The sequence below is a fragment of the Bradyrhizobium sp. sGM-13 genome, assembly GCF_018398875.1.
Classification (GTDB): Bacteria; Pseudomonadota; Alphaproteobacteria; order Rhizobiales; family Xanthobacteraceae; genus Bradyrhizobium.
Window position 1 is genome coordinate 241,746 of record NZ_JAGWDK010000011.1, and the last position, 14,516, is coordinate 256,261.

The 14,516-nt window shown below is 62.7% G+C and carries 12 protein-coding genes and 1 pseudogene; 7 read left to right on the plus strand and 6 right to left on the minus strand.

Translation table 11 applies throughout. The annotated features are described in order from the left end of the window. Positions 1-40 precede the first annotated feature (40 nt). Together KJQ96_RS19275 and KJQ96_RS19280 are read right to left on the minus strand one after the other, a co-directional pair. Positions 41-1,030, minus strand: coding sequence for a tripartite tricarboxylate transporter substrate binding protein (locus tag KJQ96_RS19275; protein ID WP_213288124.1), 990 nt, complete (start codon positions 1,028-1,030; stop codon positions 41-43). A gap of 173 nt (positions 1,031-1,203) precedes the next feature. Continuing rightward, positions 1,204-2,115, minus strand: coding sequence for a LysR family transcriptional regulator (locus tag KJQ96_RS19280; RefSeq protein WP_213288125.1), 912 nt, complete (start codon positions 2,113-2,115; stop codon positions 1,204-1,206). A 117-nt stretch (positions 2,116-2,232) separates the two neighbouring features. Here KJQ96_RS19280 and KJQ96_RS19285 point away from each other — a divergent pair, with 117 nt between their 5' ends. The 4 genes from KJQ96_RS19285 to KJQ96_RS19300 all read left to right on the plus strand — a co-directional run bounded on the left by KJQ96_RS19285 (position 2,233) and on the right by KJQ96_RS19300 (position 5,698). Continuing rightward, complete coding sequence (locus KJQ96_RS19285) at positions 2,233-2,985, plus strand: SDR family oxidoreductase (protein WP_213288126.1); 753 nt, start codon at positions 2,233-2,235, stop codon at positions 2,983-2,985. Positions 2,986-3,057: 72 nt separating this feature from the next. Further along, a complete protein-coding gene (locus KJQ96_RS19290) occupies positions 3,058-3,756 on the plus strand; it encodes a pirin family protein (protein ID WP_213288127.1) in 699 nt (232 codons plus the stop codon). A 175-nt stretch (positions 3,757-3,931) separates the two neighbouring features. After that, positions 3,932-4,531, plus strand: a complete 600-nt coding sequence (gene wrbA, locus KJQ96_RS19295; RefSeq protein WP_213288128.1) for an NAD(P)H:quinone oxidoreductase — start codon at positions 3,932-3,934, stop codon at positions 4,529-4,531. A 219-nt stretch (positions 4,532-4,750) separates the two neighbouring features. Further along, positions 4,751-5,698, plus strand: coding sequence for a DUF5996 family protein (locus tag KJQ96_RS19300; protein ID WP_213288129.1), 948 nt, complete (start codon positions 4,751-4,753; stop codon positions 5,696-5,698). Between the two features lie 168 nt (positions 5,699-5,866). On the opposite strand, the gene KJQ96_RS19305 is transcribed toward KJQ96_RS19300, so the two are convergent. Further along, positions 5,867-6,058 carry a hypothetical protein gene (locus KJQ96_RS19305; protein WP_213288130.1) on the minus strand — a complete coding sequence of 64 codons (192 nt, stop codon included), beginning with the start codon at positions 6,056-6,058 and terminating at the stop codon, positions 5,867-5,869. Positions 6,059-6,279: 221 nt separating this feature from the next. Continuing rightward, complete coding sequence (locus tag KJQ96_RS19310; protein WP_375293184.1) at positions 6,280-7,311, minus strand: glycosyltransferase family 2 protein; 1,032 nt, start codon at positions 7,309-7,311, stop codon at positions 6,280-6,282. Between the two features lie 323 nt (positions 7,312-7,634). Here KJQ96_RS19310 and galE point away from each other — a divergent pair. Continuing rightward, positions 7,635-8,644, plus strand: a pseudogene (gene galE, locus KJQ96_RS19315) (UDP-glucose 4-epimerase GalE). Positions 8,645-8,748: 104 nt separating this feature from the next. On the opposite strand, the gene KJQ96_RS19320 reads toward galE, so the two are convergent. Continuing rightward, positions 8,749-9,351 (minus strand): DUF1080 domain-containing protein, encoded by a 603-nt coding sequence (locus tag KJQ96_RS19320; protein ID WP_213288131.1) that lies wholly within the window; start codon positions 9,349-9,351, stop codon positions 8,749-8,751. A gap of 462 nt (positions 9,352-9,813) precedes the next feature. Between KJQ96_RS19320 and KJQ96_RS19325 the strand changes: the two genes are divergently transcribed. Together KJQ96_RS19325 and KJQ96_RS19330 are read left to right on the plus strand one after the other, a co-directional pair. Then, on the plus strand, positions 9,814-10,053 hold the full coding sequence (locus KJQ96_RS19325) for a DUF2171 domain-containing protein (protein ID WP_057841461.1): 240 nt from the start codon (positions 9,814-9,816) through the stop codon (positions 10,051-10,053). Between the two features lie 60 nt (positions 10,054-10,113). Continuing rightward, complete coding sequence (locus KJQ96_RS19330) at positions 10,114-10,452, plus strand: hypothetical protein (RefSeq protein WP_213288132.1); 339 nt, start codon at positions 10,114-10,116, stop codon at positions 10,450-10,452. Here the strand turns inward: KJQ96_RS19330 and KJQ96_RS19335 are convergent. Then, positions 10,426-14,514: a GAF domain-containing protein gene (locus KJQ96_RS19335; RefSeq protein ID WP_213288133.1), complete on the minus strand. Its 4,089-nt coding sequence runs from the start codon at positions 14,512-14,514 to the stop codon at positions 10,426-10,428. The genes KJQ96_RS19330 and KJQ96_RS19335 overlap by 27 nt on opposite strands. Positions 14,515-14,516 lie beyond the last annotated feature (2 nt).

Here is a 14,516-nt window from a genome sequence, read left to right on the forward strand (position 1 = left end):
CGCGACGTTAGTGCGAACAAAAAAATGTGAAGCGGGTTCCCTACTCCACTTTGCCGATCTTCTTCACCGCCGCGACCAGCCGCGCGCTGTCTTCCGCAACGAATTTTGCAAATTCCGGCGCGTCCAGATAGGCGACCGGGCTGCCGGCGGTCTCATAGGTCTTGACCACCTCGGGCGCCTTCACGGCTTCCGCCATCGCTTCGCGCAGCCGCGTCATGATCGGGGCCGGCAATGCGCGTTGCGCAAACAGTCCCGCCCAGATGTAGAACTCGACATCCTTGTAACCGAGCTCCTTGAAGGTAGGCAGATCGGGAAAACTCTTGATGCGCTCGGCGCCCCAATTGGCGAGCACGCGCATTTTGCCGTCATCAACCTGCTGCTTCAGCGTGCCTGGCGCCGACGCCACCGCCTGCACGGTGCCGCTCAAGAGTGCGGTGAGCGCCGGCCCTGCGCCGCGGAACGGCACGTGCAGCAATTTGATGCCGGCGCTCGCGGCAAACATCTCCATCGCCACATGCAGCGTGCCGTAGGGACCGGACGAGCCGTAGGGAATTTGCCCGGGACGTTTCTTGGCATCGTCGACGAACTCCTGCAGCGTCTTCCACGGCGCGGATGCCGGCACCGCCAGCAGCGTCGGATCGGCGAGCACGCGCGCGATCGGTGCGAATTGCGAGACTTCATACGCCACCGGACGATCGAACAGACGGTCGGCTTCCGGCAGCACCGCAAGCGAAGACAGCGTCATCAATAGTGTGTGCCCGTCGGGCTCGGCTCGCGCCGCCGCTGCGTTGCCGACCGATCCACCACCGCCGCCGGCGCGGTTGTCGACGATCACAGGCTTGCCGAGGATCCGCTCCAGCGCCTGCGCGATCGGCCGCGCCGCGAGATCGGCCTGCCCGCCGGGCGGGAATGGGACGATCATGGTGATGTTGCGCGAGGGGTATGGCGCTTGCGCCAAGGCGGCGTTGGAGAGCACGGCTGGCGCGAGCGGCAATGCGGCGGCAGCTTTCAGAAGTTCGCGGCGGTTCATGGTGGTTTCTCCCCAGCGTTTGTTTTCGTTGTTGGAGACAGCCTAGCCTCAAATCGTAGGGTGGGCAAAGCGAAGCGTGCCCACCATTCATGCACAACGCCTGAAGTTGCTCGATACAAGCTCCTTTTGCCTGATCGTGGTGGGCACGCTTCGCTTTGCCCACCCTACGAAATTCACTTCCGCTTCTTCGCTTTCGAAAACTGCTTGGCCAGAAACTCCGCCAGCACTTCGACGCGCGCAGGCCTTGGGCCGCCGGGCGGCGTCACCAGGTGCACCGCGCCTTCGGGCTGGTGCCAGCCTTTCAGGATCACCTCCACCTCGCCGGACGCAATGGCGTCGCCGACGATGAAGTCCGGCAAATCGGCGATGCCGAGGCCGGCGATGACGGACGGCAACAGCGCCTCGCCATTGTTGACGCGGAGCTGGCCTGCGGGCCGCACGCTGGCCTGTTCGCCTGACGCATTGGTGTAGTGCCAGACGCCGGCTGTCGAGAGATAAGCGTAACCAAAACACCTGTGCTGGGCGAGATGCATGGGATGCGTCGGCCTGCCGTGGCGCTTGAGATAGGACGGCGCCGCGACCGTGTAGCGTGGCATCGCGCACAGCCGCCGCGCGATCAGCGACGAGTCCGGCAGGCGCGCGATGCGCAGGCCGGCATCGAAACCTTCGCCGATCAGATCCACCGTCGCGTCGCTCAGATGAAGATCAATCGAGACTTCCGGGAAGGCTGTGAGAAATGCCGGCAAGATCGGCGCAACGGCTTTCACGCCGAACGTCATCGGCACCGCGAGCCGCACCAGTCCGCGCGGCGCCATCGCTTGCGACAGGGCCTCGTTCTCCGCATCCTCGCCGTCGGCGAGCAGGCGCGTGGCGCGCTCGGCGAGCCTTTGCCCGGCATCGGTCAGCGCCAGCCGCCGCGAGGTGCGGTTGAACAGCCGCGCACCGAGCCGCTGCTCCAGCCGACTGACGGCCTTCGACACCGTGGCCTTGGACAGCGCCAGTTCGGTCGCGGCCGCCGCAAATGACCGTAATTCCACGACTTTTGCGAAAATCGCCAGCGCCTCGAAATCCGGGAGCTTGGACATTTTGGATCGCCTCCAAGGCTCATTTTCAGAAACAATGAGTTTCAACAGTTTCTATTTCTATACCACGGCGGGAGGCATATCCAATGGCCATCGGAATTCGAGCAACGGAGAAATCCAGTGACCAAGAAGCTCTCAGGCAAGGTAGCCCTCGTCACCGGCGGTTCGCGCGGCATCGGCGCGGCGTCTGCGCGCGCCCTCGCCGCCGATGGTGCCAATGTCGCCATCAGCTACGTCGCTTCTCCCGACAAGGCCGAGGCCGTCGTCGCCGAGCTGAAGGCCAAGGGCGTCAACGCCCGCGCTTACAAGGCCGATCAGGCATCCTCCGCCGACGTCGACCAACTGGTGAAGAACGTCGCGAAGGATTTCGGCCGGCTCGACATCCTCGTCAATAACGCCGGCGTCGCCGTCGGCGGCGCGGTCGATGATCCCAATGCCGACACTGCGGCATTGGCCCGGCAGCGCGCGTTGAACGTCGACGGGGTCATCACCGCGATCCGAGCGGCGGCGAAGCTGATGGGAGAAGGCGGCCGCATCGTCACGATCGGCTCCGGCATCGCGACCCGCGCCTCGTTCCCCGGGCTTGCCGATTACGCCGCCACCAAGGCTGCCGTCGTCGGCTACACCAAGGGCGCGGCGCGTGACCTCGGTCCCCGCGGCATCACCGTGAATGTGCTGCAGCCGGGATCGATCGACACCGACTTGAATCCGGACGACGACCGCGACTTCGCCGACCTCCAGCGCAAGCAGCACGCGCTGCAGCGCTTCGGCAAGCCGGAAGAGATCGCAGCCGGCGTGGTGTTCCTCGCGAGCCCTGAAGCCTCGTTCGTGACCGGCACAGTGCTCAATGTCGATGGCGGCTTCGGCGCTTAACTCAAATCCAGCGTGGCCGGGCGCATGCCGCCCGGCCACTTAATTCAAGAACTTTCAACGAAGGAATATCCCATGATCGAACTCAGACCATTTGCAAAACTCGCCAGCGCCGATCACGGCTGGCTGAAGGCAAAACATCACTTCTCATTCGGCAGCCACTACGATCCCGACAATATGGGCCACGGCGCGTTGCGAGTGTGGAACGATGACGAGATCGGGCCGAACACCGGCTTTCCCGCCCATCCCCACGCCAACATGGAAATCATCACCTATGTCCGCGAAGGCGCGATCACGCACCAGGACTCGCTCGGCAACAAGGGCCGGACTGAAGCCGGCGACGTGCAGGTGATGAGCGCCGGGAGCGGCATTCGTCACTCCGAGTACAATCTGGAGCCGAGCAAGACCAAGATCTTCCAGATCTGGATCGAGCCGACGACGAGGGGTGGCCAGCCGACCTGGGGCGCCAAACCGTTTCCGAAGTCGGATCGCTCCGGCAAGCTCGTCACCATCGCCAGCGGCATTGCCGGCGACAAGGATGCGCTGCCGATCCGCGCCGATGCGCGGGTGCTCGCCACCACGCTGAAGGCAGGCGAAAGCGCGGCTTACGAGTCGGCGAAGGCGCGTCACCTCTATCTCGTGCCGGCGGCCGGCAGCGTCGAAGTCAACGGCGTGCGCGTCAATGCCCGCGATGGCGCTGCGATCCGCGACGAGGCGAAGCTGACGATTACCGCGCTGGAAGATTCCGAACTGGTGCTGGTCGACGCGGCGTAGGGCCATTCACCGCTCGTCATGCCCGGGGCAAAAGCGCGAAGCGCGTCTTCGCGCTAGATGACCCGGGCATCCATCCTTCTTCGCGAGACTCCTTGCGAAGGCGATGGATTGCCGGGTCAAGCCCGGCAATGACGGCCCCAAGGACAACTCACATCAAACGCAAAGGACAATCACTATGGCGAAAGTACTCGTGCTATATTATTCCGCTTACGGTCACATCGAGGCGATGGCGAATGCCGTAGCCGAAGGCGCGCGCAAGGCCGGCGCCACCGTCGACATCAAGCGCGTGCCGGAACTCGTGCCTGAAGCGGTCGCCAAGGCCTCGCATTACAAGCTCGATCAGGCCGCGCCGATCGCAAACATCGAGGACCTCGCCAATTACGACGCGATCGTCATCGGCACCGGCACCCGCTTCGGCCGGATGGCGTCGCAGATGGCGAACTTCCTCGACCAGGCCGGTGGCCTCTGGGCCAAGGGCGCGCTGCACGGCAAGGTCGGCGGTGCCTTTACCGCGACGGCGACCCAGCATGGCGGGCAGGAAACCACGCTGTTCTCGATCATTACCAATCTCTTGCACTTCGGCATGACGGTCGTCGGCCTGAACTACGGCTTTGCCGGCCAGATGAAGCTCGACGAAGTCACCGGCGGCGCGCCCTATGGCGCCACCACGATCACCGGCGGCGACGGCAGCCGCCAGCCGAGCGAAAACGAACTCGCCGGCGCGCGCTATCAGGGGCGCGTGATCGCGGAGACCGCGAACAAGCTGCATGGCTGAAAGCGAAATGGGCGGCGTTCTCTCTTGCGAATGCCGCCCTATCGCAACTGGCATGCCGGCCGCTGCCGGCCATGGCGCAACGCATTGTGGTGCAAGAGCGCGCCTCGCGCGGAGCGCGGCGCTGCCCGGAATGCACGAAATCGTGAGGCATAGTTTCTAAACGCCTTATGAATTCGTGATAGGTCTTCGGCCTCCCGGTCGGCGCGCAAAGGTTCTAGCATGAGCAACAATTCGCAAGTCCGGTGGCCGGAATTGCCGACCGCGGCGTGGCGTGACACCTATGCGACGCTCCATCTTTGGACCCAGATCGTCGGCAAGATCCGCCTCGCTAAATCGCCATGGCTCAATCATTCCTGGCACGTGGCGCTTTATGTCACGCCGCGAGGATTGACGACATCGCCAGTGCCCGACGGCGCACGAACGTTCCAGATCGACTTCGATTTCATTGACCACACGCTGCGCATCTCGACCAGCGACGGCTCGCTAGAGCAATTTGCGCTAGCAGGACATTCGGTCGCCGGATTCTATGCCGCCACGATGGCAGCGCTTGCCGAACTCGGCATTGCCGTTGCCATCGACGAGATGCCGAACGAACTGCCCGATCCGATCAAATTCTCCGGGGACACCGTGCACGCCGCCTACGATCCAGATGCTGTCGGGTGCTTCCTGCAAATTCTCGTCAACTGCGACCGCATCTTCAAGCAATTCCGCACCGGCTTCCTCGGCAAGGCCAGCCCGGTGCACTTCTTCTGGGGCAGTTTCGATCTCGCGGTGACGCGCTTCTCAGGCCGCCGCGCGCCACGCCATCCCGGCGGCGTGCCACATTTGCCCGACGCTGTTGCCCATGAAGCCTATTCACACGAAGTCAGCAGCGCAGGGTTTTGGCCGGGCGGTGGCGCTATCGATTATCCTGCCTTCTATTCCTATTCCTATCCCGAGCCGCCGGGTTTTCGCGCGGCGAAAGTGCAACCGGATGCGGCATTCTTCAGCGAAGCGCTCAGCGAATTCATCCTGCCATACGACGCTGTCCAGACGGCTGCCGATCCCGACAAGGCGCTGCTCGATTTCCTGCACAGCACCTATGAGGCCGCGGCAATCGCGGCAAATTGGGATCGCGACGCGTTGGAATGCGATTCCGGGCAGCCCGGCGTGGTGAGGCAGGTTTGAAGCTGCTGTGCAGGGTGGCAAGGCCAACGGGTCGCGCGAAGGCGAGCCCAGCGACGAGCGCAAGGGCGCTCGCGGAGTGATGACAGGCTCCGCGTGCCCACCATCACGCGCGTGCAATGTCGAAAATGGTGGGCCCGCCTGCGGCTTTGCCTATCCTACGAACTGCCACTAATGACGCAGTTGCGGCTTCATAATGGTCTGGCGAACTTCGGCGCCGCAATCGGCGCATTCATAGGTGAAGTCAATCTTTGCCTGGTTCCAATGCGGTTCGACGTCGCGCACATACATTGGAAGCCCGACACAGCTCGGACAAAGGACGAAACCTGGCTCAATGCCATCATGATGAATATAGGCTGGCATGTTGGCTCTCCCCACGGCAGCAATTCACGAAGTAGCCCATCACCCGAAGCGCAGCATACGCGCGTGCGGCTAAGCCGATCATCAACTCTCGCGAACACACGATGAACGGCTGCATAATCCTGGCACGTGTTGCAGATTTGCACGGCAGTTCCCGTGCGGCAACAATGTGTCAGCTCATATCGCGCGACGGTGGCTTGCCGAGCGGGCGTCGATGAGCCGGCTCATGAGCCGATCTTCGATGCCTTGTAGGGCTGCGGCTCGAGGCCGAACGCAGCCAGCACGCCGCCGATCGCCACCATGACGGGATGCATGGCAATGGTCCACTCACGCTCGGTGAAGACCGCGTGCACGGCATAGCCGAGCGAAAGCGGCAGAGCAGCCAGCAGTTTGGCCGTCAGCTTCGCCCGCAACCAGAACGTTGGCGTCGCCTTGCGCTGGACGTGATAATTGATGGCCCCGATCCGCAGACCCCGCATCGCCAGCCATTTCAGGCTGGTCCGGCTTTGCGGCACGGTCTCGCTGATCGCGACTTCGGCCACCCAATGAAACTGCAAGCCGAGCCTTTTACAGCGATAGAAGAAATCGGTGTCTCCGCCGCCGAGAAAATTGAAGCGGAGGTCGAATGCCGGCATGCCCAATCGATCAAACACCGCGCGCCGGATCAGGCAATTACCGCAGCCATAGATCACCGGCACTGGACCTGAGGCGTCGTAGGCCGGTGCAAAAGCGGGATGGCGCCGCAGCCCACGCTTCCGTTCGTCATCGAATTCAGGGAAGACCGGCCCGCCGACGATGTCGGCGCCAGTCGCCTCCGCAGTCCCGACCATCTGCTCCAGCCAGTCCGGCGAAGCGATGTCGTCATCGTCGATCATCAAAAAGCTGGTGGCCAGCGGGAACATCTGCAGCGCCGTCTCGAAAGCGGCATTGATCGCATAGCAATTTCCCTGCCGCGGCTCGATCACGCACAGGCCTGCGAATTTCCCCGACGCGAGGTATTCGGCGGCAACCGGCACGCTCTCGCTCCTCGATGCATCGTTCTCCACCATCACGACGGCGAAGCGGCGGCTGGTGCGCTGAACGGCAAGCGACTGCAGCGTCCGGCGCAGGTATTCGGGACGGCGAAAACAGGGGATACAAACCACCGTTTCGGTTCCTGGATCGAGTGTCGGTGAAGCCGCCACCAGCGCACGCAGAGCCCTGACCGCCGGATCAGGCCGGCCCATCCTGATATCGCCGATTGAGCTCTCTGCCATGAAAGTCTGGTCGTTCACGAATATGTCTCATCGTCCCGAAACGGGATTGCCGGATTAATTCCGGGACACTTCCGTCTCGATAAAGCCGCTCGCTCGGGGGATTATCCCGTCCTTGCGGACGTAACGCGCACGGTGGTGCAAAAACCAATCCGGCAGCGAAACGTGACGCACCGAATTCCAGCGACGGTTAATGGATGGGGTTAATCCGCGGGCATCTGGCTGGAGCCGCGCCCGCTGTTCTGGCGCTATTGACCACCAATCCGCGAGCGCTTTATCTGTTGCTGAACAGGAGCCGATCGAGAGATCGGCGGGGCACAAAGCCGATGAACAGCCGTCCAATCATTCTCGTCACCGGCGGTGCGGGCTACATCGGCTCGCATTGCTGCAGGGCGTTGGATCAGGCGGGCTACCAGCCCGTCGTCTACGACAATCTTTCGACCGGCCATCGCAGCTTCGCCGCGGGCACGCTGGTGGTCGGCGACATCGCCGACAAGACGACGCTGGCGCGGACCTTTGCCGAGCATGACATCGCGGCGGTCATGCACTTCGCCGCGTCGAGCCTGGTCGGCGAATCCGTTGCCGATCCGCAGAAATACTACGTAAACAATCTCGCCGGCACGCTGTCGCTGCTCGAGACCATGCGCGCGGCCGGCTGCACCCGCCTGGTGTTTTCATCGACCGGTGCGGTATATGGCAACGCTGACAGCAAGGCGCTGCGCGAGGACTATCCCTGCGCGCCGATCGACCCCTACGGTGCCTCGAAATGGATGATCGAGCGCGTGCTGGCGGATTATCGCATAGCCTACGGCTTCGGCTCCTTCGCACTGCGCTACTTCAACGCCGCTGGCGCCGACCCTGCCGGCGGCATCGGCGAATTGCGCGAGGTGGAAACCCACCTCATCCCCCGCGCGATGATGGCACTGCAGGGACACGTGCCCGATTTCGCCGTGTTCGGTGACGATTACGACACGCCCGACGGGACGGCGATCCGCGACTACATCCACGTGACCGATCTGGCGGCTGCCCACGTGCTTGCGCTCGAGCTTCTGCTGCAGGGGCACACCGGCGGCGCCTTCAATCTCGGCACCGGCAACGGCTTTTCGGTGCGCGAAATCCTCGCGGCGATTGCCGCCGAGACTGGCCGCGAAGTCCGCATGTCGTCAAGCCCCGCCGACCAGGCGATCCGACCTATCTGGTCGCCGATCCCTCCGCCGCACGCGCGACATTGAACTTCCGTCCCGCCCATTCGGATCTGGCCACGATCATCCGTACCGCCTGGGCGTGGCACAAGAAGGCTCACCCGCTGAAGACGGGTGCGCCTGGTCGCGATTGAGGCGGATCGACTTCCGCTTCAATGCTGATGCGGCGACACCCCCACCCCGGCCCTCCCCACACGCGGGAGAGGGAGCCCAAGAGTGGCACAAGCCCCCAACGACTTTACAGCGGTTTGATCTGCACCTTGCGGAACTTGATCACGCCAGAGCCGTATTGCAGCGCGAACGGGCCGCTGGCGTGTTTTGAGTCCTGAACATCAACGGTCTTCTGGCCGTTCAGCACGACGACGAGTTGCGAGCCCTTGGCCGTGATTTCGTAGGTGTTCCACTTGCCGCCCGCTTTCGGCATCGGGTCGACCTTGGCCACATCGACAATCGCGCCGGTGCCGTAGGTCGGATCGGGCCGTTTGTCGAAGATGTTGACCTCATAGCAAGTCTTGGAATCGATTTTGGTCGACTCGTCGCATCGAATGAAAATTCCGCTGTTGGTGTCATCGTCGGCCCAGAACTCGACCTTCATCTCGAAATCCTTGTAGGAGGCCTTGCTGACGAGATACGAGGGATCCTTGCCCTCAGTGATCTTGTCTGCGACCAGCGCGCCGTCCTTCATCGCCCAATTGGCTTTGCCGACCTCGGTCCAGTCGCCCATCTTGGTGCCGTCGACAAGCGTCACCCAGCCATCGCTCTGGCCGGACGCGACGCTGGAAAATTGAACGGCGGCCGCGCCCATCAACAGGCCGGCGGCAAGTCTCGACAAACGGGTCATGAACATAGCCCTCCCATGCTGCTCTTGGTTGGGCGGCAACCTAGCATCACAAGGCCAGGCGGAAATCCCTTTTTCATGCTGCAGTTGCGTCATACGCATCATGCGTATCGCAGCCGGTCACGCATGCATGTGCGCGCCTTGTCCCACGAGAACGGGGGTGGCTAGCGCGGATGGACCACAGACATGAGCCTCGGCTCACGAGCCGATCGAGGAATCCATGAGGCTGACAAGCAGGTCTTGGCGATGCCTAGTGATACTGCTGCCGTTCGTTGCAATGACAGGCGTGACCGTTGTCGCCGCGCCAAGGATAAAGACGCCGTGCTGCTGATCATGGGCGAAGGTCCGGCGAGCTCAACGGTGGCGAAAGAGAAATAACCCCGGCCCCGCCGGTCTATTCCCCGCAGGCAACCATTTTGGGTGCGGGGCGTTTTTATGTCCTCAACTATCTAAGGGATGTAGAACATGGCTGTTACCGCTCAGATCAAGGAACACATGGACGTCATCTCGTCGGACAGGAAGACGGTCGGAAAAGTCGATCATCTGGAAGGACCCGACAAGATCAAGCTGACCAAGCAGAGCTCGCCTGATGGTGAGCATCACCACTTCATTCCAGTATCATGGGTCGATCACGTCGATCAGCACGTGCATCTCAATAAATCGGGCGCGGATGTGACCGCGCACTGGCAGCACGGCCGGCAGTGACCGGCTGACACGCATTGCGCCGCGTGCGGATGTGGATATCATCTGATGACAGGAGATGAGATGCATCATGCGGCGCGATTGCAGTTCGAACGCTTGATCGGCGAGTATGCGCGCTGGCGGGCTGTTCCTGAAACCGAACGATCGGCCGCCCCGGCCTGGTGGTGGGGACCGGCGATGGAGTTGCGCGGCGCGTCGCAATCCCTGCCGGCGGAATGGTGTGCCGAGCTTGGCCTGCCCAACCAGGCGACATATGCCGCCGCGGCAGAACTCCTCCTCAAAGCCTTCGCGGGACAGACGACCCTGCCCTGGCCGGACGACTTTCCTCGCAAGGCTTCGGACACCAAGCTCGCACGTGAGCTGCACCCGCAGCCGTCAGACGACGGTGCGTTCCAACCCTGACCCGGCTTCCGGCTGCAACGGCGGCGAGGCGAGTCGCGGTTCGGCCCGAAGCAGATCAGCCATCTGCTTTGCCGGCAGCGGTTTCGAGAACAGAAAGCCCTGCATCTCGTCGCAGGCGTGATTGCGCAGGAACGCCTCCTGCTCGACAGTCTCGACACCCTCCGCAATGACGGTCATGCCAAGCGCCTTGCCCATGCTGATGATCGCCTGCGCAATCGCCTGGTCTTCGGAATCGACAGGCAGGTCGCGAATGAAGGAGCGATCGATCTTGATGGTATCGATCGGGAACTGTTTCATCAGCGACATCGACGAATAGCCGGTTCCGAAATCGTCGATCGCAAGGCGAATGCCGCGGCTCTGGATCGCGTCGAGTACCTTGATCGCGCGCGAGACATTCCGCATCACCATGCTTTCGGTGACTTCAAGCTGCAGCAGCACCGGGGACATGCCGCTTGCCAACAGCGCCTCGTCGACATCGTGCAGCAGATGCGGATCGGCGAATTGCCGCGGCGACAGGTTGACCGCCATTGTAACCGGCCGCAGGCCACGGCGCTGCCAAGCCATGTTTTGCGCGCAGGCTTCCTTGAGCACCCAGCAGCCGATCGGAACGATCAGGCCGGTTTCTTCGGCTAGCGGAATGAATTGTCCCGGGGAGACGGTGCCGAGTTCGGGGTGTACCCAGCGCAGCAGCGCCTCGACCCCGGTGATCTGGCCGCTCGCCATGTCGATCTTCGGCTGATAGTGCAGCGAGAACTGGTCGCGCTCCAGCGCGCGGCGAAGCGCGCTCTCCAGCGTCAGCCGCTCGATCGATTGCGTCTTGATCTCCTTTGTGAAGAAGCGGAAGCCGTTCTTGCCGTCCTCCTTGGCGAGATACATCGCCATGTCGGCGTTCTTGGTCAGCGTTTGCATGTCGGTGCCATCCGACGGATACATCGCGATCCCGATCGAGGCCGTGGTGTGGCATTCGTGACCGCTGAGCTGCAGCGGCTGACCTAGTACGGAGAGAAGCTCGCCGGCTATGCGCTCCACCTCGTGGCGCTCGGCCGCCTCCTCCAGAATGACCACGAACTCGTCGCCGCCGAGCCGCGCCACTACATCGCTCGAGCGCAGCGCGCGGCGTAGCCTGTCGCCGATTTCCACCAGCAGCATGTCGCCGGCGTCATGCCCCAGCGAATCGTTGATGACCTTGAACCTGTCGAGGTCGATGAACAGCAGCGCAAACTCCCGCTGGTAGCGCGCAGCGGAGTCGATCGCGCGGCGAAGCATGCCGTTGAACATTTCCCGGTTCGGCAGGTTGGTCAGGCTGTCGTGCGACGCCAGGTACTCGATCCGCTCGTCCGCGCGGGTCTTCTCATCCGCGCGGTCGAAATTCTCTAGCGCAAAGGACACGTTGTCGACGAGCCGTTGCAACAACTCGGCAAATTCGGGCGTGAACGTATCCTTCTCGCGCGACATGAACGACATCACGCCGACGGCTTTCCCATGCACCAGCAGGGGGAATGAAGCGCCGGAATTCGTACCATCAAGACGCGCGCTCTGATGAAACGCCTCGGTATTGGGATCCGCGAGGTAGTCGTTGATGATGCAGGCGCGCTGCGAACGGATCGCCTGACCGCACAGCCCACGTCCCTCCGGGTGCGCCTCACTGGCCGATATCTTCGCCAGACGTGCGCTGAGGGCAGTCGGACCGGCGGCAGCGACAACGTCGAGATAGTCGCTGTCGGGTTTCGTCAACACGATGGAAGTCAGGGTAAACTTGCCTCCGTCGGCCGCGGCCTCGCAAACCAGATCGAACAGTTCCGCCCGCGACGTCGCGCGGATGATCGCCTCATTGGTTGCGCTCAGCGCCGCCAGCATGCGCGTCAGGCGCTCCTTCTGGATTTCGGTCCTCGCCTTGTCGTCGGCGCGGTCGAAATTCTCCAGCGCGAAAGACACGTTGTCGGCCAATCGCTGCAGCAGTTCCGAGAATTCGGGAGTGAAAGTGTCCTTATCCAAGGACATGTAGATCATGACGCCGACTGGCTCGTCATGCACCAAGAGGGGAAAGGCGGCGCCCGACTGAGCGCCATAGCTACCTACGACGGCCTGAAAGGCGGCAACGCGCTGGTCGCCAACATAATCATTGGTGATGCATGGACGCCTGGTTCGGAACGCCGTTCCGCTGAGCCCACGTCCCTCGGGTCGGCTTTCATCCGTCGACAACCTGACGTGCCGCGTCGTCTCGGCTGCCGGGCCAGAGGCGGCCACGATCCTGAGAAGGTCGCTGCCCGGAGTTGCCAGCGCAATGGTGGCCGATGTGAACCTGCCGCCATTTGCTGCAGCTTCGCACACGAGATCAAAGAGCTCCGTGCGGGACTTGGCCCGCATGATGGCTTCGTTGGTCCGGCTCAAAGCAGCGAACATCCGCGTCAGGCGCTCTTTCTGACTTTCGGTCCTCGCCTTCTCGTCCACACGGTCGAAGTTTTCCAGCGCGAACGAAACATTCACCGTGAGCCGCTGCAGCAACTCGGAAAATTCAGGCGTGAACGTGTCTTTCTCGGACGAGATGAAGAACATCACACCGACGGGCTGACCGGAAACGAGCAGCGGAAACGCAGCGCCCGACATAGCACCGTCGCTGTGAATGAACTGACGAAATGCCGATCCTCGCGGATCGGACCGAAAGTCGTTTGCGATGCAAGCTCGCCTGGAGCGGAACGCATTGCCGCAGAGACCGCGCCCTTCAGGCAGATCCGCGTTGGTCGAGACCTTGACCCGCCGCATGTTGTTTGCCGTCGGCCCTGCAACGGCCACCAGATCGATATCGTAGCTGTCGGGGCGGGCCAACAGGATACTGGTCGAGTTGAACCGTCCGCCGTTCGCGGCAGCTTCGCACACCAGCTCGAACAGCTCCGTGCGCGATGTTGCACGAACGATAGCTTCGTTGGTGGCGCTGAGCGCCGCCAGCATGCGCGCCAGACGTTGCTTCTGGGCGTCGGCCCGCGCCTTCTCGCTGGCGCGCTCGAAGTTTTCCAGCGCGAAGGAGACGTTTTCCGCAATCCGCGCCATCAGCGCGACGATCTCTTCATCCTCCGCCCACAGCTTTCCGACGAAGAACAGCAGCACGCCGATACTCTCATCCGCCTTGATCAGGGGAACGGCGACGCCGGCGGTAACGCCTGTCTCGCGGGCGGCCTGATGCCAGGGCTGCCCCTGTGTCGAACTGAGGATGTCGTTGTTGACGGCCGGCTGCTGTGTCCGGAATGCCTTGCCGCAGACGCCCGTTCCGTACGGGTTGCCGGCGTCGATCGAGAACGGCGCTCGCATGATCTGTTCGACGATTGCGCCTGTCCCGGCGGCCGGCTTCAGCCAAATCGAGTCCGGCTCTGCGAGCAGAACCACTGTGGCCGCGGATTTGCCGCTGTACACTGCGGCGTCGCAAACACGCTGATAGAGATCCTGTTCGGTCTTGGCGCGAAGAATGGCTTCGTTGGTCGCGCTGATGGCGCCGAACATCCGGTTCAACCGCCGCATCGCACGCTCGCCGTTCTTGCGCGCGGCTTCATGGTCGAAATTGTCGAGCGCAAACGAAATGTTTGCCGACACACGCTCCAGCATCGATACGAGCTGCGCGTCGATCGAGTGCGCCTCGCGCCGCGAGACCAGCAACACGCCGACGCTCTGGCCATTGCAGATCAGCGGCAGCGCTGCCGCCGCGCCCACCTGGTTGGCCTTGGCGCCCTCGCGCCAGGCCAGGGAACGCTGGTCGTTCAGGAAATCATTGCTGACGCATGCGCGCCGGTCACGGAAGGCGGGCCCGGCAACCCCGTTACCCTCTGGCGTATCAGCCACAATCGAAATGTCGATGCTGCGAAGGCGGAGCACGTCATCGCCGCAGCCGGCGGCAAAGCGCAGGAGATTGGTTTCCTTCTCCAGCAGGAAGACCGAGACAGCCAGGAAGTCGCCGACCGAGAACGCGGCTTCGCACACCTTCGCATACAGTTCTTCGGGCGATTTGGCGTACAGAATCGCTTCGTTGGTCGCATTCAACGCCGCGAGTGTGCGCGCGATGTCGGTCTTCACCT